Raw genomic sequence first — 23,198 nt, 5'->3', positions numbered from 1 at the left:
AGTACGTTTAACTGGACCGCGAATCCAGTTAACGAGGAGACTACCGTGCGACGCGTCCGGTACCACAGCTACGGCGGTCCTGAAGTGCTGCGGATCGAGGAGGCCGAGGTGCCGGAGCCGGGCACCGGCGAGCTCCGCCTCCGCACCGAGGTGATCGGGGCCAACTTCATCGACAGCCGGTTCCGGCAGGGCCTGGGCGCGCAGTACGGGCGTCCGATGCCCGCGGCACTGACCGGCGACGTCGTCGGCACGGTCGAGGCGGTCGGCCCCGGTGTCGATACGGGGTTGCTGGGTCAGCGGGTCGCAGTACTCAGCGAAGACGCCTTCGCGGACCACGTCGTCGCCGACGCGCAGTGGGCCGCGCCCGTGCCGGACGGCCTCGACGACGGCTCGGCGAGCATGCTGCCGCTGGCCGCGCCGGTCGCGCTCGGAACGTTGCGCCTGGGCCGGTTCACCGCGGGCGAAACGGTGCTCGTGCACGCGGCCGCGGGCGGGATCGGCCACCTGGCGGTGCAGCTCGCGAAGCTCCTCGGCGCGGGCAAGGTGATCGCGACCGCCGGTTCGCCCGCGAAGCTGGAGTTCGCCAGGGCTCACGGAGCCGACGTCGCGATCGACCACACCGAGGGCGACTGGGCCGACCAGGTGCGGGCGGCGGCACCGGACGGTGTCGACGTCGTGCTGGATTCGATCGGCGGCGACACCACGGCGCTGAGCGTGGATCTGCTCGCCCCGTTCGGCAGGCTGGTGGCGTACGGCCTCGCTTCCGGCACGCCGGGCGAAGTCTCCGCACGGGCGCTCTACGCGCTGCGCACCGTCACCGGCTTCTCGCTGACCGCCTGGCGTTCGGCTCGCCCGGAGGAGGTGACGGCCGCCGTCGCCAACGCCACCGGGTACTTCCTCGACGGCAGCCTGCGCGCGACCGTCCATACGCGACTGAACCTGACCGAGGTCGCCAAGGCGCACCAGCTGTTCGACGATCGCGCGCAGCTCGGCCGCGTCCTCCTCACCCCCTGAAGAACTCCGCGAGGGCGTCGGCGATCCGGCCGGGGGCGTTCTCTGTCGGGATGTGATCCGCGTCCGGGATGCGGATGAGCGTCGTGTGCGGCATCTCCGCCGCGAACCGTTCCGCGTACGCCACCGATTCGAAGGCGTCGTCCTCGCCCCAGATCAGCAGCTTGGGGGTGGTCGACCGCCGCAGCGCCGGCACGAGGTCGAGGGTGTAGCGGTGGTCCGCCGCCCCGGCCAGCGCCAGCCAGGAACGGCGGACCCGCGGCTCGGTCCACGGCTTCACGTACTCCTCGACCAGCTGCGCTGTGGCGGCACCGGCCAGCGCCGCCGTCACGGCCTCACGGCGGGCGGCGAGCAGGCCTTCGGCGGCGCCGGGATCCCGGAACCGGGCCACGTGGGGCGCGGGCCACGAGTCGTAGGTGACGGAGTTGACCAGCGCGAGCCGGGACACCTCCAGCCCGCCGTGCACCAGGAGGTGCTGCGCGATGGCGCCACCGATGTCGTGCGCCCCCACGGCGAGCGGTCCCGTTATGTCCATTGTAGACGCGAATCGCGCCACCCAGCCGGCGAGGGCGGGGACCGTGGCCGTCTCCGGCGTCAGCTCGCCGCCCGAGCGGCCCAGCCCGGGCAGGTCGACCGCGATGGGCCGCAACCCCGCCTCCGCCAGGCGCCCCAGCACCGGCAGCCACACCCGGCTCCAATACGTCCCGTGCAGCAGCAACACCGGCGGGCCGTCCCGCCCGGCCGTGAGGTAACTGGCCTTTTCCCCGTCGACCGCCACCGTCCCGCGCACCACGTCCGTCGTTCCCATGGCACCACTGTGACTGCTGCACAGTTCGCGGCCCAGTGTCTACAAAGACACCTGTGGGTAGAATCCTGCCATGCGCCGTCATCGGGTGGTGGCCCTGCTCAACCCGCCGCAGTCACCGTTCGAGCTCGCCTGCGCCGCCGAGGTCTTCGGCAACACGCGGGAGGACGTCCCCGACTGCTACGACTTCCGGATCTGCGCCGAGCAATCCGGCCCGCTGCCGACCACCGCCGGCTACCCGATCGTCGTCGACGCGGGGCTGGCGGCACTGCGCAAGGCGGACACCGTGATCATCCCCGGCTGGCAGCCACCCGGCGCGCCGGCTTCACCGAAGGTCGTCAACGCGCTGCGCGCCGCGCACCGGCGGGGCGCGCGGATCGCCGCCATCTGCACGGGAGCGTTCGTGCTCGCGCAGACCGGGCTGCTCGACGGACGGCGTGCCACCACCCACTGGCGCCAGACCGCCGAACTGGCCGCCTCCTTCCCCCGGGTGCGGGTCGATCCGGACGTGCTCTACGTGGACCACGGCGACGTGGCGACCAGCGCGGGCACCGGCGCGGGCATCGACCTGTGCCTGCACCTCGTCCGCCGCGACCACGGCGCGGCCCACGCCGCCCTGATCGCCAGGAACATGGTGCTGCCGCCGCACCGGGAGGGCAGCCAGCTCCAGTACGCCGGGCCGCCCGCGCCCGTCAGGCCCGACGAGTCGCTGGCGCCCCTGCTGGACTGGGCGACTGCCCGCCTCGGCGCGCCGCTCACGGTCGGCACCCTCGCCGCGCACGCCGGGCTGTCGAGCCGGACCCTCACCAGGCGGTTCAGCGCGCAGCTCGGCGTCAGCCCGGGCGAATGGCTGCTGGGCAAGCGCGTCGACGCGGCGCGGGTGCTGCTCGAACAGACCGATCTCCCGGTCGAGGCCATCGCCACACGGGTCGGCCTCGCGTCGGCGGTCAACCTGCGCCGCCACTTCCACACCCGGCTCGGGACCACACCCGGCGCCTACCGGCGCACCTTCGGGGAGCACGCGCACGCTACGTGAGCGGACCTCCGCCGGGGTGGGTTCGCGGACCGGTTACGGGGATGTGGCGTTCACCGTTTCGTCTCGTACCTGGTCAGCACCACCCCGCCGGGAAACGTCCGCGTCTCCACCAGGTTCAGCTCCACCCAGCTGTCCACCGCGGTGAAGAACGGGGTGCCGCCACCCACCAGCACCGGGTGGGTCACGATCTCGTACTCGTCGACCAGCCCGGCCCGCATCGCCGCGCCCGCGAGCGACGCGCCCCCGACCCGCATCGGCTCGCCGTCGCCAGCCTTGAGCCGGGTGATCTCGTCGACCGCGTCGCCGGTGTGCACACGGGTGTTCCAGCCGACCTCGCCGACTGTGGAGGAGAACACCACCTTCGGCGTATCCCGCCAGTTCCGCGCGAACTCGGCCTGCGCCGGGGTGGCGCCCGGCCGCTGATCGCCGGTCGGCCAGTAGGAACTCATGGTCTCCCACAGCTTGCGCCCGTACAGGAACAGACCGATCGCCCGCTCCTGGTCGAGCCACCACTGGAACAGCTCGTCGCTCGGCTCGCTCCAGCCGAGGTCGTCGCCCGGCGCGGCGACGTAGCCGTCCAGGGACAGGTTCATGCCGTAGACCAGCTTCCGCATGGCGCCCCGCCCTCCCGTCGGTCTCGGGAGTCTAGATCGACACCGCTGAAAGCGCTTACTACCCGCCGACGATTGCTGCCCGGCACTCCCAGCCCCTGGAGTCGGGTGTCCGGGTAGTGCAGGCACGTCCAGTGGTCACCGGCGCGCCCGTCCGGCGGAGGTGACAGACCGAAGGCGGTCTCCGCATGGGCCCGAGGTGGTGATCTCCTGGCACCGCTGCCAGGAGCACTACCGCGTGGACCCGTATATCACCGAGACGCCGGTGGCCGTCGTGGAGGTGGACCACACGCCAGAGCACGACGTGGTCTTCGCCGAGCTGGGGTTCTGCGCCGCGTCCGTGGCGCACGAGGTGACGAGCGCTGGTGCCGCGCCTTCCACGACTGGACGTGCGCGGGCGTCGCGGTGGTCCAGCTCCGCGACGGCGAGCAGCACCGCGGCGATCGAGCTTTCCCGTCTGCCGTTGCCGTGGAATCAGCGGGAGCGTAGGAGCGGGCTTGATCCCGTGACAAGGCAGCGCCGACGCCCGCGGCGGTTCGACCGCTCGTTCCCGCTCGGGTACCGCTCGTACCGGGCGGGAACACCGCTCAGGTGGTGATGATCTGGGGGACGGCGACGGCTTTGAGGCCTTCCTGGCCGAATTCGAGGCCGTAACCGGAGCCTTTCACCCCGCCGAAGGGCACCATCGGGTGCACGGTGCCGTGCTTGTTGATCCACACCGTGCCTGCCTCGATCCGACCCGACACCTCCTTCGCCCGCTCCACATCCGCCGACCACACCGACGCCCCCAACCCCGTCTCCAACGCATTCGCCTGCCCGATCACGTCGTCGAGATCGCGGTAGGGCAGGATCGGCAACGCCGGCCCGAACTGCTCCTCCACCACCAGCCCCGCATCCCCCGCCACACCGGTCACCAGGGTCGCGGGATAGAAATTGCCGGGCGCGTCCCGATCCGGCTCCCCACCGATCACGATCCGGGCGCCCGCGGCTTTCGCCTTCTCCACCAGGCCGTCCACGATCCCGAACTGCTCCCTCGTGGTCAGCGGCCCCAGCAGACTGCCCTCCTCGACACCGGGCCCCATCGGCGTCCGCTCCACCACCGCCCGCAGCGCCTCGACCACCTCGTCGTGCAGGCTCTCGTGCACATACAACCGCTTCAACGCCGCACACGTCTGCCCGGTGTTGATGAACGCACCCCAAAACAGATCCTCCGCGATCGCCGCGGGATCGGCGTCCGGCAGCACGATACCCGGGTCGTTACCCCCCAGTTCGAGCGTCAACCGCGGCAGGTTCCCCGCACTCGCCGCCACAATCGCCCGCCCGGTACGCGTGGAGCCGGTGAACATCAACTTCCCGAACCCACGGTCAGCCACCACCGCCGCCCCCAACTCCCGGCCACCCGAAAGCACCGTCAACACCCCCTCCGGCAACACCCGCCCCACAACCTCCCCCAACGCCAGCACCGACAACGGGGTGTACTCCGAGGGCTTGAGCACCACCGTGTTGCCCATCCGCAACGCCCCCGCAAACTGCCAACACGCGATCAACGCCGGCCAGTTCCACGGCCCAATCGCCCCCACCACCCCCACCGCCCGATACCGCAACACCGCCGACTCCCCCACCCGCTCCGGCTCCAACGGCGTATCCGCCGCCGCCCGCAGCCACGCCGCCACACCACCGGCCTCGAACCGGCTGCCCGGCCCATTCAACGGCTTACCCTGCTCCCGCGAAATCAACTCCGCCAACGCGGCCGCCGAGTGCTCCACCGCATCAGCCGCCACGTGCAATAAGCGGGAGCGCTCCTCATGCCCCAGCGCCTCCCACCCCGGCTGCGCCGCCTTCGCCACAGCCACCGCACGCCGCAGATCCTCCACGGTGCGGTCCGGCGCGTAACCGAGCACCTCACCCGACGCCGGATCCGTCACCCGCAGACCGTCCTCAACGGCAACCGCGGCCAGCAAACCCTCGAAAGTGTCGATGTCACCCATACCCCGATCCTCGGCGCACGCCCCGCTCCCGCGTTTGTCCCAGCGCGCACACGACTACCGGAAAAGTGCACAGTTCACAGCTCCCAGACGTCCGGCGGCCGCGAAAGCCGGGCGGCGGTCCCCCGCAGCTCCCGCACGGCCCGTTCCTCGTCGAGCTCCCCGGCGAACACGAGACCGACCGCGGCGGGCACACCGTGGTCCAGCTGCACGGGGGCGGCCAGTTCCGTCAGGCCCGCGTGGATCTCGCCCACCGTGCGCACGTACCCCGTCTGCCGCGCCCAGGCGACTTCCGGCCGTTCGTGGGGCTCGGCCGGCCTCGCCGACAGCACCGCCAGACCACGCGCCCCGCGGGTCAGGGCCGATCGGTCGCCCGGGTGGTAGACCACCGCCGCCGTGCCCTGGCGCGGACCGGCGGTCAGCACCGTGACCATCTCGCTGCCCTGGGGCACCGCGAGGAACGCCGTCGCCGCCGCCTTGTCGGCCAGCTCCGCGAGCACCTCCCGCAGCTGTTCCTGCGCGCCGCCGAGCAACGAGCGGGACAGCACCAGCAGGCCCAGCCCCAGCGTGTAGCGCCCCTCGGGCGTCCGCGAGACGTACGAGCGGTCCTCGAGCGTGCGCAGGATCCGGTACACGATCGAGCGATGCAGCCCGGCTTCCGTGGCGAGCTCCTGGCTGGAGCGCGGCCTGCCGTCGGCCAGCAGCTGCAGCACGTCGAGGGTGCGGTCGAGGATCTGCACGCGCACCCCGGCCCTCGGCCTGGCGCTGTCGTCGGCCACCCCCGCTCCCTTCCTCGCTCTGGTGTCCTGCCCACCCTAGCTGCTAGCCTGCTCGCATTGCGAGCTGATCGAGTGTTCACAGCTCGCAATGAGAGACGAAGGAGGACGACGATGTCCCACCGTTCCGCGGTCACCACCGCGGCACCCGACCTCGACCCCTTCCGGTTCCGCCGCACGGTGGGCCGGTTCTCCACCGGCATCACGGTCATCACCACCGCCGAAGGCGAGCAGGTGCACGGCATGACCGCCAACGGGTTCCTGTCCGTGTCGCTGGAACCGCCGCTGGTCCTGGTCTCGCTCGCGACGCGGTCGCGGATGGCGGGCCTGCTGGCGCGCACGGGCCGCTACGGCGTCAGCGTCCTGGCCGACGACCAGCAGATGCACTCCCAGCACTTCGCCGGGCGGCCGGTCGCGGACCTGCGCCCGGAGTTCCGCTGGGCCGCCGGGCTGCCGTTCCTCGACGGCGCGCTCGCCGAGATCGGCTGCGACGTGGTGGACGTGCACGAGGCAGGGGACCACCAGCTGTTCATCGGCCACGTGCGCCACCTCGCCGAGCGCGAGGGCAAGCCGCTCGTGTTCTTCACCGGTTCCTACCGGGCCCTGCACGCGGGCCTCGACGAGGACTTCTTCACGTACTGAGCCCACGGTTGACGGAGTCGACGATGACGTTCGTGACCACCACCGACGACTGCCCCGCCCGGGAACGGCTGGACCTCTGGCGTGAGGTCACGGCCACCGCCTTCGTGCCGCTGGCAGTGCGGGAGCCCGGCGGAAAGGGCTTTCACGGCGAGCTGCGCTCCGCCGGCGTCGGTACCGCCACCCTCTCCGAGATCCGGACTTCCGCGTGCGTCGTCGAACGCACGCCCCGGCTGATCCGCCGCTCGGACCCCGGGTACTTCAAGATCGAGGTGCAGCTGGCGGGCAGCGCCATCGTGGAACAGGGCGGGCGGACCGCCCGGCTCTCCCCCGGCGACTTCGTGCTCTGCGACACCTCGCGGCCCTACCGGCTCGCGTTCCCCGGCGAAGCGCACCTGGCGGTGCTGATGCTGCCGCGCGCCGACCTGTCGCTGCCCGCCGGGCTGAGCGAACAGGTGACCGCTGTCGCCGTGCCGGGTTCGGAGGGGCTCGGCCGCGTCGCGTCCACTGTGGTCGCCACGCTCACCGAGCAGCTCGACGCCGTCGAGCCCGCCGGGGGCCTGCGTGTCGCCGAGTCGGTGACGGGCCTGCTGCGCGCCGCGCTGCTGACCCGGTGCGGCGCACCGGCACCCCCGTCGGCACGCGCGGACACCATGCGCGCGCAGATCAGGGCCTACGTCGACGCGCACCTCGACGATCCCGGCCTGTGCCCCCAGCAGGTCGCGGACGCCCAGTACATCTCCTTGCGGTACCTGCACAAGCTGTTCGAGACCGAGGACGTCACCGTCGCCGAGCTGATCCGCGCGCGACGGCTCGAGCGGTGCCGCCGCGACATCGAGGACCCGGCGCTGGCCGGGCTGTCGCTCAGCGAGATCGGCGGCCGGTGGGGCATGCCGGACCTCTCGACGTTCAGCCGCGCCTTCCGCGCCGCCTACGGCATGGCGCCGAGCGAGTACCGGCGCGCGTGCACCGGGAGTCAAGCGGCGGTACGCGCAGCGGCAAGCGCCGCACCCCGCGTTCCCGCGACACTCTGAGACAGGAAAAGGCTTCCGACCACGTGCCGGTCCGATGTGGACCGTCGCGTGGTGGCGAGGAGAAAGGAACAGGCGTGTCGGGTATCGGCATCATCGGCTCCGGCGTCGCTGGGTTGCACCTGGGGCTGCTGCTGCGGCAGCACGACGTCCCGGTGACGATCTACAGCGAGAAGTCGGCCGAGCAGCTGGCGGGTGGGCGCCTGCCCAACAGCGTCGCCCACCACAACACGACCGTGCTGCGGGAGCGCGCGCTCGGCGTGGAGCACTGGGACCTGCAGGAGTACGGCTACTTCTGCCACCACCACTACCTCGGCGGCCCGCACCCGCTGCGTTTCCCCGGCTCGTTCGAGGCGCCGTCGCGGGCCATCGACTACCGCATCTACCTGCCGAAGCTGCTCGAGGACTACCAGGAGCGCGGCGGCGAGTTCCAGGTCCGCCCGATCCAGGCCGCGGACATCCTCCCCCTGTCGGAGAAGCACGATCTCGTCGTCGTCGGCACCGGCAAGGGCAGCATGGGCGCGATGTTCCCGCGCATCGCCGCCAAGTCGCCCTACGACGCGCCGCAGCGCAAGCTCTGCGTCGGGCTCTACCACGGCATCGTGCGTTCCGAACCCCGCGGCGTCACGATGAGCGTGTCGCCCGGCCACGGCGAGCTGCTGGAAATCCCGATGTACTCGTTCGAAGGGCACGTCACGGCGCTGTTGTTCGAGAACGTGCCGGGCGGCGATCTCGAAGTGCTGGCGAACGCCCGCTACGACGAGGACCCGGCGGCGTTCGAGAAGCTGGTGCTGGAGAAGACGCAGCAGCACCACCCGACGGTGTTCGAGCGCATCGACCCGGCCCGGTTCCGGCTGACCCGCCCCGAGGACCTGCTGCAGGGCGCCGTGGTGCCGACCGTGCGCGAGGACTACGTGCGGCTGCCCAACGGCCGGTACACGATCGCCGTCGGCGACGTGCACACCGTGGTGGACCCGGTGATCGGGCAGGGCGCGAACTCGGCCTCGTACTCCGCCTGGGAGCTCGGGCACGCGATCGTCGAGGACCCGAACTTCGACGAACGGTTCTGCCGCAAGGTCGCCCGCCGGCGGCGCGACCGGGTCCACTCCATTTCGGACTGGACCAACCTGATGATCCAGACGCCACCGCCGCCGCACCTGCTGGAGTTGTTCGGCGCGATGGCCGAGAACCCCGCCATCGCGGACGAGTTCACCAACAACTTCAACTTCCCCGAGCGCCAGTGGGACATCCTCGCCACCCCCGAGCGGGCGAGGAAGTTCCTGGCCCGGCACGGCCGGTAGGAGGTCCGGAATGCACAAGATCGTGGTGTTGTACCCCGAGCCCGCCGACGCGGCGGCGTTCAAGGAGTACTACGAAAGCACGCACCTCCCGTTGGCCGCGAAGCTGCCGGGACTGCGCGCGATGCGTTACAGCTTCGACGTCTCGGGTGACTACTTCGCCATCTGGGAAGGCGAATTCGACGACGCCGAAGCCGCGGGCGCCGCGATGGCCTCCCCGGAAGGCCAGGCCGTACAGGCGGACGTCCCGAACTACGCCACCGGCGGCGCGGTGGTGCTCGACTACCCGGTGCGGGTGCCCTGAGCCCGCGGTGGCCGTGAAAACCGGTGGACCGGACCGGGTTTCGCGGCCACCATGGCCCGGGTGCGCCAGGAGATCTGGGACGAGGAGACCGCCCGCCGCTACGACACGCCGGGCACGGGGATGTTCGCCCCCGAGGTGGTCGAGCCTGCGGTGGACCGGCTCGCCGAGCTGGCCGGTGGCGGGCGGGTGCTCGAGTTCGCCGTCGGCACCGGCCGGGTCGCCGTCCCGCTCGCGGCGCGCGGGGTCTCGGTCACCGGAATCGAACTGTCCCCGGCGATGATCGCGCGGCTGCGCACGAAGGCGAGCGCGGCGGAGGTCCCGGTGATCACCGGCGACATGGCGACCGCCACCGCCCCTGGCCGGTACTCGCTGGTCTACCTCGTCTACAACACTATCTCGAACCTGCTCACCCAGGAGGCGCAGATCGCCTGCTTCCGCAACGCCGCCCGCCATCTGGAGCCGGGCGGCCGGTTCGTGCTGGAGCTGGGGGTCCTGGAGCTGCGCACCCTCCCGCCCGGCCGCGACGCGACGGTGTGGCGGAACGAGCCCGGCCGGATCGGGCTGGACACCTACGACGTGGTGCAGCAGCACCTGGTCTCCCACCACTTCAGCTTCGACGAGGACGGGCAGGCGCGCCTGGCCCGCAGCACCCACCGCTACATCTGGCCCGCAGAACTCGATCTCATGGCGCGGTTGGCGGGGCTGGTACTCGAAAGCAGGCACGCGGACTGGGTCGGGGGTGAGTTCACCGCGGAGTCGGGCTCGCACGTGTCGGTGTACCGGCTCCCGGCGTCCGGGTGAGTCGCGGTTGGGTGTGTCGGGCTTCCGGCGTCTGGCTTGCCTCGGCGAGCCGCCACCCCCCGCCCCGAGGGGTTTTGCACGGGCCTGCACCCGGGGCCGCTCTACCCCGCCATCCCGCCCAGCCCACCGAACTGCCACGCCACCGCCACCACGGAAACTCCGCCACGTCCGAGCCCGAGGTGGCCTGGCACAAGACCCTAAACCCCGCCCGCAGCGACCCGCCATCCCGGCCCGGCCCCGGCCACCTCGCCGGGCCACCACCTCACCGCCTCCCATGGCACCGTCGCCGGCCCCACCCATCTCGCCGGGCCGCCACCTCACCGTGTCCCATGGCGCCGTCGCGGGCCTCACCGCGCGCCGCGTCTCGACCTTCCCCGGCGGGAATCTAGAGTCGGGTCCGTGCGGGTGAGGGCGTGGGTGGTCCGGTGGGTGCCGCCGGGGGCGGTGGCCGCGGTGTGGGTGTACGAGGGGCTGGTGGCCAAGCTGCTCGGCGCCCGGCCCGACGAGCGCGCGATCGTCGCGGCCGTGCCGGTGCTCGGGGCCGCCGCCGGGGTCTTGCTCGTGCTCATCGGGCTCGCGGAGATCGGGCTCGGGCTGTGGGTCCTCACCGGGTGGGCGCCGCGGACCGCCGCCGCGGTGCAGACCGCCTTGCTGGCCGTGTTCAACGGCGGCGGCTTGCTGTTCGGCGGCGGGCAGATCGCCGAGCCGCTCAACCTGGTGCTGCACAACGTGGTCCTGCTCGTGCTGGCGTGGCTCGTCGCGACGAGGAGACACGCGTGAACCCGTGGGAGGCCAGGCGCCTGCCCCTCGGCCGGGGCACGAGGAAACCCGCATGAACCCCTGGACTGCCGGGCGCCTGCTACCCCGCCGCCGACCCGAGGTCCTGCCCGGCCGGGGCCACGACGAGACCCGCGTGAACCCGTGGACAGCCGGGCGCCTGCTGCCCGGCCGCCATCCGAAGATCCTGTTCGGCTGGGGTTACGAGGACCCGCGCGTGGAGCTGGAAGCGTTTCCCCCGGGCGGCCGCGTGCTCGCGATCGCGGCGGCGGGTGAGACGGTGTCCGCGCTCGCCGGGGCCGGGTTCGACGTGACCGGGGTGGACATCAACCCGGTGCAGCTCGACTACTGCCGCGCCCGCCTCGCCGGTGCCCCCGCCGTCACCGGCAGCGCCGAACGGTTGCTCGCAGCAGGACGCGCCGTGCTGCGAGGCCTCGACCCGCGGTGGCGGCCGCACAACGTGGCGGAAGCGTTGCAGCAAGGCGACTTGACGCCACTGCTCGCGTCGAAACGCCTGCGGGGCTTGCTGGCGTGCGGGCTGGCACCACTGGGTCTGGTCCTGCGCCCCGGTTTCCGCCGGTCGATCCCGCCCCGGCTCGATCAGGTCCTGCTGAACCGGCTCCGCCGCGGCCTGCGCGATCGCCCTGCCGCCAACCCCTGGGCCTGGCGGCTGCTGACCGGCCGCGACGAGCTCGCCACCACCCCGGAACCCCGGCACGCACGGTTGATCCACACGGACGTGGCCGCGCATCTGGAGCAGGTCCCGCGTGGCTGGTACCAGGGTGTGTCGCTGTCCAACATCCTGGACGGCCCGGACGCGACGTACGCCGCGCGGCTCGAACGCGCCCTTGCGCACGCGCTGAAACCGGGCGCGGTGGTGGTGCTCCGCTCGTTCCGGGAACCGGCGCCGGGCGAGGACGCGGGTCCCGTGGACCGGGCGATGCTGTGGGGCGTGGTGGAAATTCGGAGGATGGGGGCGTCATGAGCTGGTTCCCGAGGCGGCATCCGGTGCCGATGCGCACGCGGTTCGACCACTCGCTGGTGCTGACATACGCGTTCGAACCGGAGTTGCTCGCACCGCTGCTCCCCCGCGCGCTGGAGCTGGACACCTACCGCGCGCCGGACGGCATCGAACACGCCTTCGTCGCCGTGGCGCTGGTGTCGCTCCGGCAACTGCGCCCCGCGTTCCTGCCCGCCCACGCCGGTTTCCGCTCGGTCATGGCGGGCTACCGGGTGCTGGCCAAACTCCGGACGCCCACGGGAAAAACTCTGCGAGGACTGCGGATCCTGCGCAGCGACACCGACCGGCGCGCGCTGGCGCTGGGCGCCAACGTGCTGACCGGTTACCACTACCACCACAGCCGTGCCGGAGTGTCGTTCGACGGAAACCGGCTGCGCTTCAAGGTGATTTCCCACGACGGGACGGCGGATGTGGCGATCACCACGGACTTGGCCGAAGAATCTCCTTCATGGGGCGGCGTTTTCGCCACTCCGGCGGATGCGCGCAGGTTCGCCGGACCGCTGCCGTACACGTTTTCGCCGGAGGACAAGGGGATCGTCGTCGTGAAGGCGTACCGCCAGAACTGGCAGCCCGCACCGGTCGCGGTCACCTCGGCGGAGGTGTCCTTCCTGAGCCACGGACCGTTCGCAGGTGTGCAACCACAGCTGGCCAACGCTTTCCACGTGTCCGATGTGGACTACGGCTGGCACCGGGGTGAGCTGCGATGACCGTCCGAGGCGTCGCCCAGGTCCTCGCGTTCAACTGGCCCAAGGTGCTCGGCGGTGCGGCGGTCGCCGTGGCGGGGTTCCTCCCGGTTCCCGCGCCGCTGCGCCGGCCGGTCCGGTGGGGCTCGGGTGCGGCGGCGTGGTTCACGTTCGCGAGCCTCGCCGCGTCCTGGTGGGTCTACGACCTCTCCGGTCTGTACGGGTGGACTTGGTTGCGCCCGGTGCTGCCCGCCCGGGTCCGGCGCCATGTGCTGATCACGGCGGGGTTCGACGAGGTGTCTCCCACCTTCCCCGCCGTGCTGCCGGGTTCGGTGGGCGTGACCCTGGACGTCCTCGACCCGGATGCGCCGGTGGAGGCGTCCATCCGCCGAGCGCGCAAACGCTTTCCCGCGCGTGCCCTGCAGGCTCGCGCGCACGCCTTGCCCGTCGGGACCGCGTCGGCCGATCTCGTGCTGGCGGTGCTCGCCGCGCACGAGTTGCGGACCCCAGCCGCGCGGGAGGCGCTGTTCGCGGAAGCGCGGCGCGTGCTGCGGCCCGGCGGCAGGCTGGTGCTGGTGGAGCACCACCGCGACCTGCCGAACGTGCTCGCTTTCGGCCCGGGCGCATGGCATTTCTACCCGCGCCGGGAGTGGGAACGCGTCGCGGCGCGGGCCGGTTTGCGCCCGGTCGCACGCCTTCGGCGGACGCCGCTGGTGTCGGCGGCGGCGTTCGAGGCGAGGGAGCTGCCGGCCGGAGCCACGTCGTGACCGCGCTGCTGGCCCTGCCGGTGCAGTTGCGGCTCGCCGGGTCGGTGGCGATCGCGCTCGGGGTGGCGCACCTGGTCCTGCCGCGGCTGCTCGGCTGGCCCGCGGACCTGCTCGCGATGAGGCCGCTGTCCCGGCTCGTCGTCGGGCTGCACACCGGGTTCACCGGGCTCACCTGCGTCGTGCTCGGGGTGCTGCTGTGGCCCGCCGAGGAACTGCTCGCGCCCGGGCTGCTGGCCAGGACCGTGCTCGCCGCGCAGACCGTGTTCTGGGGCGCTCGCTGGGTGTGCGAAGTGGTCCTGGTCAGCCGCGTCGTGCGGACGGCGCCCGTGCCCTGGCGCGTGGCGCACGGCGTGGCACTCGCCGGGTGGGCGTGGCTCACCGGTGTGCCCGCGGCCGCGCTCCTCGCCCACTGACCGGACTCCGCCGCCCGGGGCGTCTGAGATACCAGGTAGCTACGACACTTTCCTCAATCGCCGTATCGCCTCGTCACGACGAACGACGTACCAGCCAGAACCTCCCCGACCGGCGTCTTCGACCACATCGCGAGTTGGTCCTGCCGACCTCCACTGCGGTCGAGGAGTACAACGATCTCGGAGACCCCAGGCGGCGTTGACCTGACGCACCGAAGCACGGACTCACCGCTCGCACTGCCACCCACTTCGTCGTCCCAGTCATCGTCCGGAACCCATCGGCTCAGGTCGACCGCCCATTCATCGCGACCGTGAGCACCATCCGGTCTGGGAGCTTCCACATTGAGAAAGAAACCATCGTTCTCGGCACCCACCGGATCGTCCGTGATGGAAAATTCGTCGATGAGCAGGAAAACCTCGGGATTCGCACTCCGATTCAGCGCGTCGAGCAGTAACCGCATGTCCGCAACGCCTCGGAGCACCCCTTCCTCATCGCTTCCTTCCTCCACACGATCCAAACAGTCACGATCCTTCTTCCGGCACGGCCTCCCGGTAGTCAGCCAGCTCACCGCGCAACGCTCGCGCTTCCGCCTCCAGTTCCGCTGCAACTGCCGTTCGGACAGGAGGAGCTGTCACGGCTGTAGCACGGTCCAGGTCGACAAGGGCCTGATGGAGAAGCGCTTTGACGTATTCATACCAAAGACTGTGAGCACCTTCGAGCAGGCTGGCTCGAGCACCTGGGTCAGCCAACGCGTCGAGGTGGCGTTCGGATAGGAATCGAATCGTCCGTATCGATTGCCGTAGACGCTCACGGGCAGCGCGGCATACGCCGATACCCGATTCAGGGCGCTCACGATCGGCGCGGCGACCGCAACGTCGTCAACACTGGTCACTGTGGACGACACAGTACCGGCAGGGGCACGGTAGATCGCCAGGATAAGAGTTTCAGCGGTGACTCAGGTCCGATCCCAAGCTCCTTGCCCACGATCACCGTACAGCAAGTTCAGCCCACGTCAAATCCGGCGGAATTCGCATACAGAACCGTCCTGAATCATTCTCCGGCACCCCACCGAGGCCCACGCGCAGCCCGATCCGAAACCGAGACCCCAGCGCGGGAACTACCCCGCACCGCCACCGGAGGGCCTCGGCAGGGCGAGGTGCTCCCGGAGGGTGGCGCCGGTGTACTCGCTCCGGAAGCGGCCCTTGCGTTGCAGGATGGGCACGACTTGGTCGACGAACGCCGTCAGTTCGTACGGCAGCGTCGAGCCCATGATGGTGAACCCGTCTACGGCACCCGCGTCCTGCCACTCCAGGACGTGGTCGGCGAGCTGCTCCGGCGTGCCGACGAAGTGGTACTGGCCCGCGCCGCTCTTGAGCTCGCCCGCCAGTTCCCGCAGCGACGCACCGGGCCTGGCGCGGGCGGCCGCGTACAGCTGCTCCGCCCGGCTGGAGGGCGCGGACTTCCCCGTCCACAGCTCCGCCGGCAACGGGACGTCCGGGTCGAACGCGTCCGGGTCCAGGCCCGCCGTGTAGAGCACGTTCTGCCAGCGGAACTCCGGGCTCGCCAGTTCCTCCAGCCGCCGCGCCTTCGCCCGCGCCTCGGCCTCCGTGCCGCCCAGCGTGATCATCAGCGCCGGGAGGACGAGCACGTGCGCCGGGTCCCGGCCCGCGGCCGCCGCCTTCGCGTGCAGGTCCGCCCGGAACGCGACCGCGGCCTCCAGCGAAGGCGGGCCCGAGAACACCAGCTCGGCGTACCGCGCCGCCAGCCCGATGCCCGCCGCCGACTGCCCCGCCTGCACCAGCACCGGCCACCCCTGCGGCGAGCGCGGGAACGGCAGGATCCCTTCCACGTCGTAGAACCGGCCGTGGAACCGCGGCGCGTGCAGCTTGCCGCGATCCGCCCAGACCCCGCCCTCGCGGTCACCCACGACGGCGTCGTCCTCCCAGCTGTCCCACGCCCGCGTCACCACTTCGACGAACTCGTGCGCCCGCTCGTACCGGTCGGCGTGCTCGGGGTGCGCCGTCTCGCCGTAGTTCGCCGCCGCCAGCGGGGTGACCGTGGTGACGATGTTCCAGCCCGCGCGGCCACCGCTGAGGTGGTCCAGCGTCGCGAACCGGCGGGCCAGCTCCCACGGTTTGTTGTACGTGGTGGAACCCGTGCCGATCAGTCCGATGTGCTCGGTCACGCCCGCCAGCGCCGACAGGACCGAGACCGGGTCGAACTGCGTCTGCGGCAGGTGCGTCGTGCGGTACTCGGCGATCGCGATGTTGTCCGCCAGGAACACGGCGTCCAGCAGGCCGCGTTCCGCCGTCCGCGCGATCTCCGCGTAGTACGGCAGCCCGAGCACGCCACGCACGTCGTCCTCGACGACCCGCCACGCCGATTCGTGGTACCCGTTGGGCCAGACGAAAGCCGTGAAGTGCAGGTCCCCCATCAGGCCAGGCCCTGCTTCGACAGCCAGTCCTTCGCCACGTCCGCCGCGGGTTCCCCGTCGGAGTCCACGCGGGAGTTCAGCTGCCGCAACTCGTCCGTCGTCAGCTTCGCGCTCACCGCGTTGACCACGTTCGCGAAGTCCGCGCCGCGCTCGTCGAGCACCTTCCTGCTCACCGCGGGCACCACGTTCTGCGCGGGCTCGATGCCGAGGTCGTCCTTGAGCACCACGTACTTCGGGTCGTCGACGACCGGGCTCACCGACGTGACCGGGATGACCGTCGCCGCGCCCGAGTCGAGCTGCCGCACGCGCGGCCCGATCTCCTGCACCGTCTGGAAGCTCGCGTTCGTCAGCTGGTAGACCTCCTTGAACCCGCGGAAGCACGGCAGCCGCTTCTCGCACTCGGGCCCGCCGGCGAGCACCACCTTGTCCAGCTTCTTCAGGTCGCTGATCGTGGCGATCCCCTGCGACTTCGCGAGATCGGCCTTCACGAGGAAGACGTCCTTGTCCTCGGCGGGCGCGTAGTTCAGCAGCCCGATGCCCTCGGGCTCGAACAGCTTCGCCAGCTGCTGGTGCTGCCCCTCGGCGTCCTTCGCCGCGACCTGGCCGAAGCCGGTGGTGATGGCGGCGCCCTGGTACTCGGGCACGAACTGCAGCTCACCCGACTTCAGCGACGGGTAGATCAGCTCACGCGAGCCCAGGTTCAGCTTGCGCGTGACCGGGTAGCCCTTCGCCTCCAGCGCGCCCGCGTACACCTCCGCCAGTATCTGGCTGTCGGTGAAGTTGAACGACGCGACGACGACCGGCGCGCCACCCTTGCTCTCCGCCGACGACTGCGCACCCCCGCCGCCCCCGCACGCCGCTATCCCGGCAGCGGCCACCACCGCCAGCGCGACCGCTCCGATGTTCCGGCTCCAGCCCACGTTCCCCACGCTCCCCTGCTCCAAGATCGATCGCCCACGACCTTAGCCGGGGGTACCGACAAAACCCACGATGTGGGACGCGGGGTGGCTCCGGCAGCCCGGATAACCAGTGGCGCCGCCGAGGTCCGCGGCCGGATACTCCGCGCCGTGCAGGGCTTCGCGGACGAGCGGTTCGCCCCGGTGCGCGCGGTGTTCGAAGAGAACCTCGCCAGCGGTGCCGAGGTGGGTGCCTCGGTGTGCGTGAACGTCGGCGGCCGGACTGTGGTCGACCTGTGGGGCGGGTTCGCCGACTCGGCGCGGACCCGGCCCTGGCGGCGGGACACGATCGTCAACGTCTACTCGGTCACCAAGACCGTCATGGCGCTGACCGCACTGCTGCTCGCCGATCACGGGGAAATCGACCTGTACGCGTCCGTTTCGCGCTACTGGCCGGAGTTCGCGGCGAACGGCAAGGACGGCATCACCGTCGCGCACCTGCTGAGCCACTCGTCCGGGCTGTCCGGCTGGGAGCGGCCGATCTCGTTGACAGATCTGTACGACTGGGAGAAGGCGACGGATCTGCTGGCCGCGCAGGCGCCGTTCTGGCCTCCTGGCACGGCGAGCGGGTACCACGTCCTCACGCACGGCTACCTGATCGGCGAGGTGGTGCGCCGCGTCACCGGCCGCACCCCGGGGACGTTCTTCCGCGAGGAGGTCGCCACGCCGCTCGGTGCCGACTTCCACATCGGACTGCCCGCGGCGGAGGACGGCCGCGTGGCCGAGATGATCCCCCCGGACACGGACACCCCGCTGTTCGCCGAACCGACACCGTTGCAGGCCAACGCGTCCGGCAACCCGCCGTTCGACGTGGCGGTCACCGGCAGCAGGGCGTGGCGCGGCGCCGAGATCCCCGCCGCGGGCGGCACCGGCAACGCCCGCTCGGTCGCCGACGTGCTCGCCGTCCTCGCGGGTGGCGGGCGCGGCCTGCTCTCCGAGGCGGGCGGCCGCCGCGCGCTCCAGGTCCAGGTCGAAGGCCGGGACCTCGTCCTCGGCCTCGATCTGCGCTTCGGGCTCGGGTTCGCCGTCTCCGGCGGCCTGATGCCCAACCCGAACACCCTGTACTGGGGCGGCCTCGGCGGCTCGCTCGCCATCGTGGACCTCGACGCCGGGGTCACGTTCGCCTACACCCCGAACCGCATGGCGGGCGGGCTGGCCGACGTCCGCGGCCTCGGCCTCGCCATGGCCATGTGGGAGTCGATGGCCCTGCTGTGACCGGGTTCAGTCGACGACCTGCACCCTGGCGTGCACCCCCAGCGCGTCGAAGAAGGCGGCGGAATCGGCGTCGGACAGGTGCACGCACCCGTGTGACGACCGCTCCAGGCTGCCCGCGTGGAAGGCGATCCCACCCGCCGCGAAGAACACCGAGTTCGGCATCGGCTCGTGGTTGTACTCGCTGCTGTAGTGCTCGCGGTCCTTCCACTCGACCCGGAACGACCCCACCGGCGTCGGGCTCTCCGGGCCGCCCGGCTCGGCCTGCACGGGCCCCAGCACCACCACCCCGTCCCGCAGCAGCCACGCCTTCTTCCGCGACAGGCTCACACAGGCCGCGACGGCGGGACCGCACGGCGGAGGCACTTCCGGCGTGCTGGTCACCGGTGGTGGCGGCGTGGTGGACACCGGAGCCGCGGTCGTCGAAGTGAGCACCGGCGCCGATCCCGCGGCCGGGGCACAGCCCGCGGCGAACGCGAGGAGGGCCGTCGAAACCCACAGAGTTCTCCCTTTCACGGCGCCTACTACGAGTGGGCACCGTGAAAGGTTGAGCGTTCACCAGGCGATGGGCCCGTCCTCGCTGGTGAAGGTGCCGGTCGGACCGTCGTCGCCGAGGGTGGCCATCCGCAGGGCGACCACCGCCGCCTGCTCCGGCGTGCGCCCGCCGGTGAAGCCGTTGCCCTCGGTCGCGGTGGGGCCGGGGCAGACGGCGTTGACGAGGATGCCGTCCCCGCGCAGGTGTTTCGCGTACTGCAGGGTGATGGCGTTGAGCGCGGCCTTGCTCGCTGGGTAGCCCAGCAGGGGCGGCAGGTCGGCCAGCTCCCCGTCCGGCGCGGCCATCGTGGTCAGCGAGCCCGCCCGGCCGGACACGTTCACCACCCGCCCGGCGGGCGAGCGGCGCACCAGCGGCAGCATCGCCTCGGTCACCGCGACGACGCCGAGGACGTTGACTTCAAACACCCGGCGGACTTCGGCGGCGGCGTCACCGCTGCCGGGGATCTGCCGCTCGTTCCCCGTGATCCCGGCGTTGTTGACCAGGACGTCCAGCCGTCCGTACCGCTCGGCGATGGTCTTGGCCGCGGAGGCGAGGGTGGCGGGATCCGTGACGTCCAGCTCGATGCCCTGTGCCGCTCCCAGGTGCCGCACCGCCGCGTCGCGCTGCCTGGCGTCGCGTGAGCCGATCAGCACCGTCATGCCCCGGTCGGCGAGCCCTGCCGCGATGGCACGGCCGATCCCCTTGCTGGCCCCGGTGACCAAAGCGATCTTGTCTGTCATGCCGCCAGCCCACCAGCTGCCGGTCACCGGAGCCAAGATCGATCGGGACCCGCACCTATACCCTGGAGGTATGGACTCGCGGGAGCTGGCCTACTTCGTGGCCGTCGCCGAGGAACGCAACTTCAGCCGCGCCGCCGCCCGGCTCGGCATCGCCCAGCCCCCGCTGTCCCGTGCGATCCAGCGCCTGGAACGCCGGCTCGGGGTCCGGCTCCTGGACCGCACCAGCCGCCAGGTCACGCCGACCGCCGCCGGGGACGTCCTGCTGCGTGAGGGCCGCAAGGCGCTGGCCACGCTCGCGGTGGCCGAACGGCTCACCCGCCGCGCGGGCGCGCGGCCACAACTCGTGGTCGCGATGAAGCCGGGTGGTGACGCGGGCCTGCTCGAACCCGTCCTCGCCCGGTTCGCCGAGCACCCCGACGCGGTCGATGTCGAGGTGCTGGTCTGCGGCCTCGGCGAGCAGACGGCTCTGCTGCGAGACGGCACCGCGGACCTCGCCCTGCTGCGCCTGCCCCAGCCCGACTTGTCCGGCCTCGCCACCGAGGAACTGCTCACGGAGGGTGAACTCGTGGTGCTCCCCCGCACACACCGGCTCGCGGGCCGTGCCCGCGTCCGGATGGCGGACCTGGCGGGCGAGGTCGTCCCGCGCTGGAGCGAGGGGTCCCCGGGTACCGGCCCGGTCATCACCGACACCGGGCAGGTGGCCGAGCTGATCGCGCTGGGACGCATGATCGCCGTCCTCCCGGAATCGGTCGCCGTCCGCCTCGGCGGCGAGCTGGTCGCCGTGCCCGTGGAGGGCGGGCACACGACCCTGCTCGCCGCCTGGCCCGAAGACCGCCGGGACCGCGCGCTCGCCGCGTTCGTCCGCACCGCCGCCGAAGTGGCGGCCGGTCACCCCTGAGGCACCACCGGATCGGCCTCGTCCGCGAAGGTTCCCGTCGACGCTTCCAGTTCCCGTTTCGTCGGTGCGTGCAGTGAACGGCCGAGGGTTTCCGGGCCGGACAGCACCGCAGGCAGGCCCAGCAGCGCACAGGCCAGCACCGCGAACAACGCGACCGCCCACGACCGGCCGCCCGTCCACTCGACCAGTGCGATCGCGATGATCGGCGTCAGCCCGCCCGCGAGCGCACCGCCGATCTCCCGGCTGAACGTCATCCCCGTCAGCCGGACGCGGGCCGAGAACAGCTCCGCGAAATAGGCGCCCTGCGGTCCGAACATGGCGCCGATCCCGATGCCCAGCCCCAGCAGCAGTGCCGCGGTCAGCCCGCCCCTGCTGTGCGTGCCGTCCACGATCCAGAAGAACGGAAACGCGAACAGTCCGCAAAAGACAGTTCCGAACAACAGCACGGGCCGTCGTCCGATGCGGTCGGACAACGCGCCGAACAGCGGGAGGGTGACCAGGGTCGCGAGTGCGGCGATGGTGACCGCGAACGGGCCCGCCGAATCGGACATGTGCAGCGTGCCCGTCACGTAGGCGGTGATGAACGTGAGGAACAGGTACGCCATCACGCTTTGCGCGCTCTGCGTGCCGATCAGCACCAGCACCCCCTTGCGCTCGTGCGCGAACACCTCCCGCAGCGGCGTCCGCGTCACCTGCGCGTCGCGGTCGATGTGCCGGAACGCCGGGGTTTCGTGCAGCCGCAACCGGATGAACATCGCGACGACGATCACGAGGACGCTCGCCGCGAAGGGCAGCCGCCAGCCCCACGCGAGGAAGTCGTCGTGCGGCAGCAGCGTGACCAGGCTGACCGCGCCCGACGCGAGCAGCAGCCCGAGGTACACCCCGGACGCGGGCCACGCGCCGTGCAGCCCGCGCCGCCTCGGGTCGGCGTGTTCCACCGACAGCACCGCGGAACTGCCGAACTCGGCGCCCGCGCCGAGGCCCTGCACGATGCGCAGCACCAGCAGGCTGATCGGCGACCAGATCCCCGCCTGCGCGTAGGTCGGCACCGCCGCCATCAGCACGGTGGCTCCGCCCATCACCAGCAACGTGACGACCAGGACCGGTTTGCGCCCCACCCGGTCCCCCATCGCGCCGAACAACGCGCCGCCCAGCGGGCGGATGAAGTACCCGAGCGCGAGCGTCGCGAACGCCGCGAGCGTGGACACGAAGGCGTTGCCACCGGGGAAGATCACTTTGTTGAACACCAGTGCCGACACCGAGGCGTACAGGTAGAAGTCGTACCACTCGAGTGCGGAACCGATCAGGGCGGCGGGCACGACCCGCCGCATGGCAGACGACTCTGTCATGGTTCTCTCCTCAGGCGACGCGGAGGTCCGCGATCGCGTCCCAGTCCCAGTCGATGCCGAGCCCCGGCTCCCCGGGCGGCACCACGCAGCCGTCGTCGATCTCCAGCCCGCGCCGCGTGATGGCGGCCAGCTGCGGGATGTGCTCGACGTACATCCCGGCGGGCACCGCGCACGCCAGGCTCGCGTGCAGCTCCATCAGGAAGTGCGGGGCTACCGTGACGTTGAAGGCCTCGGCGAGGTGCGCGACCTTCAGCCAGGGCGTGACGCCCCCGATGCGCGCGACGTCGACCTGCACGATCCCGGCGGCACCCGCGGCGAGGTACTCGGCGAACTGGCCCACGCTGTAGACCGACTCGCCGACCGCGACCGGCACGCTCGTCGAGCGCGCGAGGCGCCCGTGACCGGCCACGTCGTCCGCGGGCAGCGGCTCCTCGAACCACGCGATGTCCAGCGGTTCGTAGGTGCGGGCGCGCCGGATCGCCTCGGCAGCGGTGAGGGACTGGTTGGCGTCGACCATGATCTCCCAGTCCGCGCCGACCGCCTCGCGGACGGCGGCCAGCCGTTCGGCGTCCTCCCGCGCAGTCGGCTTGCCCACCTTGAACTTGGCGCCGCGGAAGCCCGCGGCCTTCGCCGCGCGGGCGTTCGCGACCAGTTCGTCCGTCGTCAGGTGCAGCCAGCCGCCTTCCGTGTCGTACACCGGAAGCCGCTCGTGCGCGCCACCCGCCAGCCGCCACAGCGGCTCCCCCGCGCGCAGGCACCGCAGGTCCCACAGCGCGGTGTCGACCGCGGCGAGCGCGAGCGAGGTGAGCACGCCGATCGCGGTGGCACGCGTGCTCCCCAGCAGCCTCGCCCAGATCGCCTCGACGTCGCGGGCGTCCGCGCCGAGCAGGCCTTCGACGAGGTGGTCCCGCAGCATCGACAGCACCGCCCTCCCACCGGTGCCGATCGTGTAGGAATAGCCCGTGCCCGACAGGCCGTCGTCGGTCTCGATCCGGACGAGGATCGTCTCCTGGCGCACGAAGGTCTGCGTGGCATCGGTCCGCACGGTCTCGGGTTCGAGGAACACCAGCAGGCACTCCACGTTGGTGATCTTGCTCAAGGCACCGTCTTTCGTTGTC

27 protein-coding genes are annotated in these 23,198 nt (G+C 71.6%); 15 read left to right on the top strand and 12 right to left on the bottom strand.

Annotated features, from left to right (window positions below):
• The first annotated feature begins 45 nt into the window (after positions 1–45).
• A complete protein-coding gene (locus tag ABFX51_RS04445; protein ID WP_346052368.1) occupies positions 46–1,014 on the top strand; it encodes a quinone oxidoreductase family protein in 969 nt (322 codons plus the stop codon).
• Here ABFX51_RS04445 and ABFX51_RS04440 read toward each other — a convergent pair.
• The gene (locus tag ABFX51_RS04440) at positions 1,004–1,819 is read right to left on the bottom strand and encodes an alpha/beta fold hydrolase (protein ID WP_346052366.1); all 816 of its coding nucleotides are present in this window, start codon (positions 1,817–1,819) and stop codon (positions 1,004–1,006) included. The two genes, ABFX51_RS04445 and ABFX51_RS04440, sit on opposite strands and share 11 nt — an antisense overlap.
• Positions 1,820–1,889: 70 nt before the next feature.
• Between ABFX51_RS04440 and ABFX51_RS04435 the strand changes: the two genes are divergently transcribed.
• Positions 1,890–2,852 (top strand): helix-turn-helix domain-containing protein, encoded by a 963-nt coding sequence (locus ABFX51_RS04435; RefSeq protein WP_346052364.1) that lies wholly within the window; start codon positions 1,890–1,892, stop codon positions 2,850–2,852.
• A gap of 50 nt (positions 2,853–2,902) precedes the next feature.
• Here the strand turns inward: ABFX51_RS04435 and ABFX51_RS04430 are convergent, their stop codons facing one another.
• Entirely contained in the window at positions 2,903–3,466 is a 564-nt protein-coding gene (locus ABFX51_RS04430; protein ID WP_346052362.1) for a dihydrofolate reductase family protein, read from the bottom strand.
• 196 nt (positions 3,467–3,662) lie between these two features.
• Here ABFX51_RS04430 and ABFX51_RS04425 point away from each other — a divergent pair, with 196 nt between their 5' ends.
• Positions 3,663–4,061 carry a hypothetical protein gene (locus ABFX51_RS04425; RefSeq protein ID WP_346052361.1) on the top strand — a complete coding sequence of 133 codons (399 nt, stop codon included), beginning with the start codon at positions 3,663–3,665 and terminating at the stop codon, positions 4,059–4,061.
• Here the strand turns inward: ABFX51_RS04425 and ABFX51_RS04420 are convergent.
• Both ABFX51_RS04420 and ABFX51_RS04415 read right to left on the bottom strand, forming a co-directional pair.
• Positions 4,051–5,451, bottom strand: coding sequence for an aldehyde dehydrogenase family protein (locus ABFX51_RS04420; RefSeq protein WP_346052359.1), 1,401 nt, complete (start codon positions 5,449–5,451; stop codon positions 4,051–4,053). The genes ABFX51_RS04425 and ABFX51_RS04420 overlap by 11 nt on opposite strands.
• A gap of 74 nt (positions 5,452–5,525) precedes the next feature.
• On the bottom strand, positions 5,526–6,227 hold the full coding sequence (locus tag ABFX51_RS04415; protein ID WP_245783017.1) for an IclR family transcriptional regulator: 702 nt from the start codon (positions 6,225–6,227) through the stop codon (positions 5,526–5,528).
• A 111-nt stretch (positions 6,228–6,338) separates the two neighbouring features.
• Between ABFX51_RS04415 and ABFX51_RS04410 the strand changes: the two genes are divergently transcribed.
• The 10 genes from ABFX51_RS04410 (at position 6,339) to ABFX51_RS04365 (ending at position 13,958) form a co-directional block, all read left to right on the top strand.
• The gene (locus tag ABFX51_RS04410) at positions 6,339–6,866 is read left to right on the top strand and encodes a flavin reductase family protein (protein WP_091506172.1); all 528 of its coding nucleotides are present in this window, start codon (positions 6,339–6,341) and stop codon (positions 6,864–6,866) included.
• Positions 6,867–6,889: 23 nt separating this feature from the next.
• Complete coding sequence (locus ABFX51_RS04405) at positions 6,890–7,897, top strand: AraC-like ligand-binding domain-containing protein (protein WP_091506170.1); 1,008 nt, start codon at positions 6,890–6,892, stop codon at positions 7,895–7,897.
• A 74-nt stretch (positions 7,898–7,971) separates the two neighbouring features.
• Positions 7,972–9,195 carry a styrene monooxygenase subunit StyA gene (gene styA, locus ABFX51_RS04400; RefSeq protein WP_091506167.1) on the top strand — a complete coding sequence of 408 codons (1,224 nt, stop codon included), beginning with the start codon at positions 7,972–7,974 and terminating at the stop codon, positions 9,193–9,195.
• 10 nt (positions 9,196–9,205) lie between these two features.
• Positions 9,206–9,496: an EthD family reductase gene (locus ABFX51_RS04395; RefSeq protein ID WP_091506165.1), complete on the top strand. Its 291-nt coding sequence runs from the start codon at positions 9,206–9,208 to the stop codon at positions 9,494–9,496.
• Positions 9,497–9,556: 60 nt separating this feature from the next.
• Complete coding sequence (locus ABFX51_RS04390) at positions 9,557–10,297, top strand: class I SAM-dependent DNA methyltransferase (protein ID WP_346052355.1); 741 nt, start codon at positions 9,557–9,559, stop codon at positions 10,295–10,297.
• Between the two features lie 399 nt (positions 10,298–10,696).
• A complete protein-coding gene (locus tag ABFX51_RS04385; RefSeq protein WP_346052353.1) occupies positions 10,697–11,077 on the top strand; it encodes a DoxX-like family protein in 381 nt (126 codons plus the stop codon).
• A 52-nt stretch (positions 11,078–11,129) separates the two neighbouring features.
• Entirely contained in the window at positions 11,130–12,059 is a 930-nt protein-coding gene (locus tag ABFX51_RS04380) for a hypothetical protein (RefSeq protein WP_346052351.1), read from the top strand.
• Positions 12,056–12,802 (top strand): DUF2071 domain-containing protein, encoded by a 747-nt coding sequence (locus tag ABFX51_RS04375; protein WP_346052349.1) that lies wholly within the window; start codon positions 12,056–12,058, stop codon positions 12,800–12,802. Before ABFX51_RS04380 ends, ABFX51_RS04375 begins: the two co-directional genes overlap by 4 nt.
• Entirely contained in the window at positions 12,799–13,545 is a 747-nt protein-coding gene (locus tag ABFX51_RS04370; protein WP_346052347.1) for a class I SAM-dependent methyltransferase, read from the top strand. Before ABFX51_RS04375 ends, ABFX51_RS04370 begins: the two co-directional genes overlap by 4 nt.
• Positions 13,542–13,958 carry a hypothetical protein gene (locus ABFX51_RS04365; protein WP_346052345.1) on the top strand — a complete coding sequence of 139 codons (417 nt, stop codon included), beginning with the start codon at positions 13,542–13,544 and terminating at the stop codon, positions 13,956–13,958. Before ABFX51_RS04370 ends, ABFX51_RS04365 begins: the two co-directional genes overlap by 4 nt.
• A 53-nt stretch (positions 13,959–14,011) precedes the next feature.
• Here ABFX51_RS04365 and ABFX51_RS04360 read toward each other — a convergent pair whose 3' ends face one another.
• The 4 genes from ABFX51_RS04360 to ABFX51_RS04345 form a co-directional block, all read right to left on the bottom strand.
• Complete coding sequence (locus tag ABFX51_RS04360) at positions 14,012–14,473, bottom strand: hypothetical protein (RefSeq protein WP_346052343.1); 462 nt, start codon at positions 14,471–14,473, stop codon at positions 14,012–14,014.
• A gap of 114 nt (positions 14,474–14,587) precedes the next feature.
• Complete coding sequence (locus tag ABFX51_RS04355) at positions 14,588–14,848, bottom strand: hypothetical protein (RefSeq protein WP_346052341.1); 261 nt, start codon at positions 14,846–14,848, stop codon at positions 14,588–14,590.
• Between the two features lie 225 nt (positions 14,849–15,073).
• A complete protein-coding gene (locus ABFX51_RS04350) occupies positions 15,074–16,390 on the bottom strand; it encodes an NtaA/DmoA family FMN-dependent monooxygenase (protein WP_346052339.1) in 1,317 nt (438 codons plus the stop codon).
• Positions 16,390–17,310, bottom strand: coding sequence for an ABC transporter substrate-binding protein (locus ABFX51_RS04345; RefSeq protein ID WP_346052388.1), 921 nt, complete (start codon positions 17,308–17,310; stop codon positions 16,390–16,392). The genes ABFX51_RS04350 and ABFX51_RS04345 overlap by 1 nt, the downstream gene beginning before the upstream one ends.
• Before the next feature lie 147 nt (positions 17,311–17,457).
• Here ABFX51_RS04345 and ABFX51_RS04340 point away from each other — a divergent pair, with 147 nt between their 5' ends.
• Positions 17,458–18,561: a serine hydrolase domain-containing protein gene (locus ABFX51_RS04340; protein WP_346052337.1), complete on the top strand. Its 1,104-nt coding sequence runs from the start codon at positions 17,458–17,460 to the stop codon at positions 18,559–18,561.
• 6 nt (positions 18,562–18,567) lie between these two features.
• On the opposite strand, the gene ABFX51_RS04335 is transcribed toward ABFX51_RS04340, so the two are convergent.
• Together ABFX51_RS04335 and ABFX51_RS04330 are read right to left on the bottom strand one after the other, a co-directional pair.
• Complete coding sequence (locus ABFX51_RS04335; protein WP_346052335.1) at positions 18,568–19,074, bottom strand: L,D-transpeptidase; 507 nt, start codon at positions 19,072–19,074, stop codon at positions 18,568–18,570.
• 39 nt (positions 19,075–19,113) lie between these two features.
• Positions 19,114–19,833, bottom strand: a complete 720-nt coding sequence (locus ABFX51_RS04330; RefSeq protein ID WP_346052333.1) for an SDR family NAD(P)-dependent oxidoreductase — start codon at positions 19,831–19,833, stop codon at positions 19,114–19,116.
• A 70-nt stretch (positions 19,834–19,903) separates the two neighbouring features.
• On the opposite strand from ABFX51_RS04330, the gene ABFX51_RS04325 reads away from it, so the two are divergent.
• A complete protein-coding gene (locus tag ABFX51_RS04325) occupies positions 19,904–20,731 on the top strand; it encodes a LysR family transcriptional regulator (protein ID WP_346052331.1) in 828 nt (275 codons plus the stop codon).
• Here ABFX51_RS04325 and ABFX51_RS04320 read toward each other — a convergent pair.
• On the bottom strand, positions 20,722–22,080 hold the full coding sequence (locus tag ABFX51_RS04320) for an MFS transporter (protein WP_346052329.1): 1,359 nt from the start codon (positions 22,078–22,080) through the stop codon (positions 20,722–20,724). The genes ABFX51_RS04325 and ABFX51_RS04320 overlap by 10 nt on opposite strands.
• Before the next feature lie 10 nt (positions 22,081–22,090).
• Positions 22,091–23,179 carry a mandelate racemase/muconate lactonizing enzyme family protein gene (locus tag ABFX51_RS04315; RefSeq protein WP_346052327.1) on the bottom strand — a complete coding sequence of 363 codons (1,089 nt, stop codon included), beginning with the start codon at positions 23,177–23,179 and terminating at the stop codon, positions 22,091–22,093.
• Positions 23,180–23,198: the final 19 nt, after the last annotated feature.

The organism is Amycolatopsis dongchuanensis (genome assembly GCF_039542405.1).
GTDB lineage: Bacteria > Actinomycetota > Actinomycetes > Mycobacteriales > Pseudonocardiaceae > Amycolatopsis_E > Amycolatopsis_E sacchari.
The sequence above is the reverse complement of the archived record's forward strand: the minus strand, read 5'-3'. Positions and strand labels throughout refer to the sequence as shown.

What these genes read in the sequence shown, in the direction of transcription:
- ABFX51_RS04330 (WP_346052333.1), bottom strand. Translation starts at nt 19,833, where the DNA reads ATGACAGACAAGATCGCTTTGGTCACCGGGGCCAGCAAGGGGATCGGC.
- ABFX51_RS04350 (WP_346052339.1), bottom strand. Translation starts at nt 16,390, where the DNA reads ATGGGGGACCTGCACTTCACGGCTTTCGTCTGGCCCAACGGGTACCAC.
- ABFX51_RS04430 (WP_346052362.1), bottom strand. Translation starts at nt 3,466, where the DNA reads ATGCGGAAGCTGGTCTACGGCATGAACCTGTCCCTGGACGGCTACGTC.
- ABFX51_RS04320 (WP_346052329.1), bottom strand. Translation starts at nt 22,080, where the DNA reads ATGACAGAGTCGTCTGCCATGCGGCGGGTCGTGCCCGCCGCCCTGATC.
- ABFX51_RS04440 (WP_346052366.1), bottom strand. Translation starts at nt 1,819, where the DNA reads ATGGGAACGACGGACGTGGTGCGCGGGACGGTGGCGGTCGACGGGGAA.
- ABFX51_RS04370 (WP_346052347.1), top strand. Translation starts at nt 12,799, where the DNA reads ATGACCGTCCGAGGCGTCGCCCAGGTCCTCGCGTTCAACTGGCCCAAG.
- ABFX51_RS04380 (WP_346052351.1), top strand. Translation starts at nt 11,130, where the DNA reads ATGAACCCCTGGACTGCCGGGCGCCTGCTACCCCGCCGCCGACCCGAG.
- ABFX51_RS04435 (WP_346052364.1), top strand. Translation starts at nt 1,890, where the DNA reads ATGCGCCGTCATCGGGTGGTGGCCCTGCTCAACCCGCCGCAGTCACCG.
- ABFX51_RS04325 (WP_346052331.1), top strand. Translation starts at nt 19,904, where the DNA reads ATGGACTCGCGGGAGCTGGCCTACTTCGTGGCCGTCGCCGAGGAACGC.
- ABFX51_RS04405 (WP_091506170.1), top strand. Translation starts at nt 6,890, where the DNA reads ATGACGTTCGTGACCACCACCGACGACTGCCCCGCCCGGGAACGGCTG.
- ABFX51_RS04420 (WP_346052359.1), bottom strand. Translation starts at nt 5,451, where the DNA reads ATGGGTGACATCGACACTTTCGAGGGTTTGCTGGCCGCGGTTGCCGTT.
- ABFX51_RS04375 (WP_346052349.1), top strand. Translation starts at nt 12,056, where the DNA reads ATGAGCTGGTTCCCGAGGCGGCATCCGGTGCCGATGCGCACGCGGTTC.
- ABFX51_RS04410 (WP_091506172.1), top strand. Translation starts at nt 6,339, where the DNA reads ATGTCCCACCGTTCCGCGGTCACCACCGCGGCACCCGACCTCGACCCC.
- ABFX51_RS04395 (WP_091506165.1), top strand. Translation starts at nt 9,206, where the DNA reads ATGCACAAGATCGTGGTGTTGTACCCCGAGCCCGCCGACGCGGCGGCG.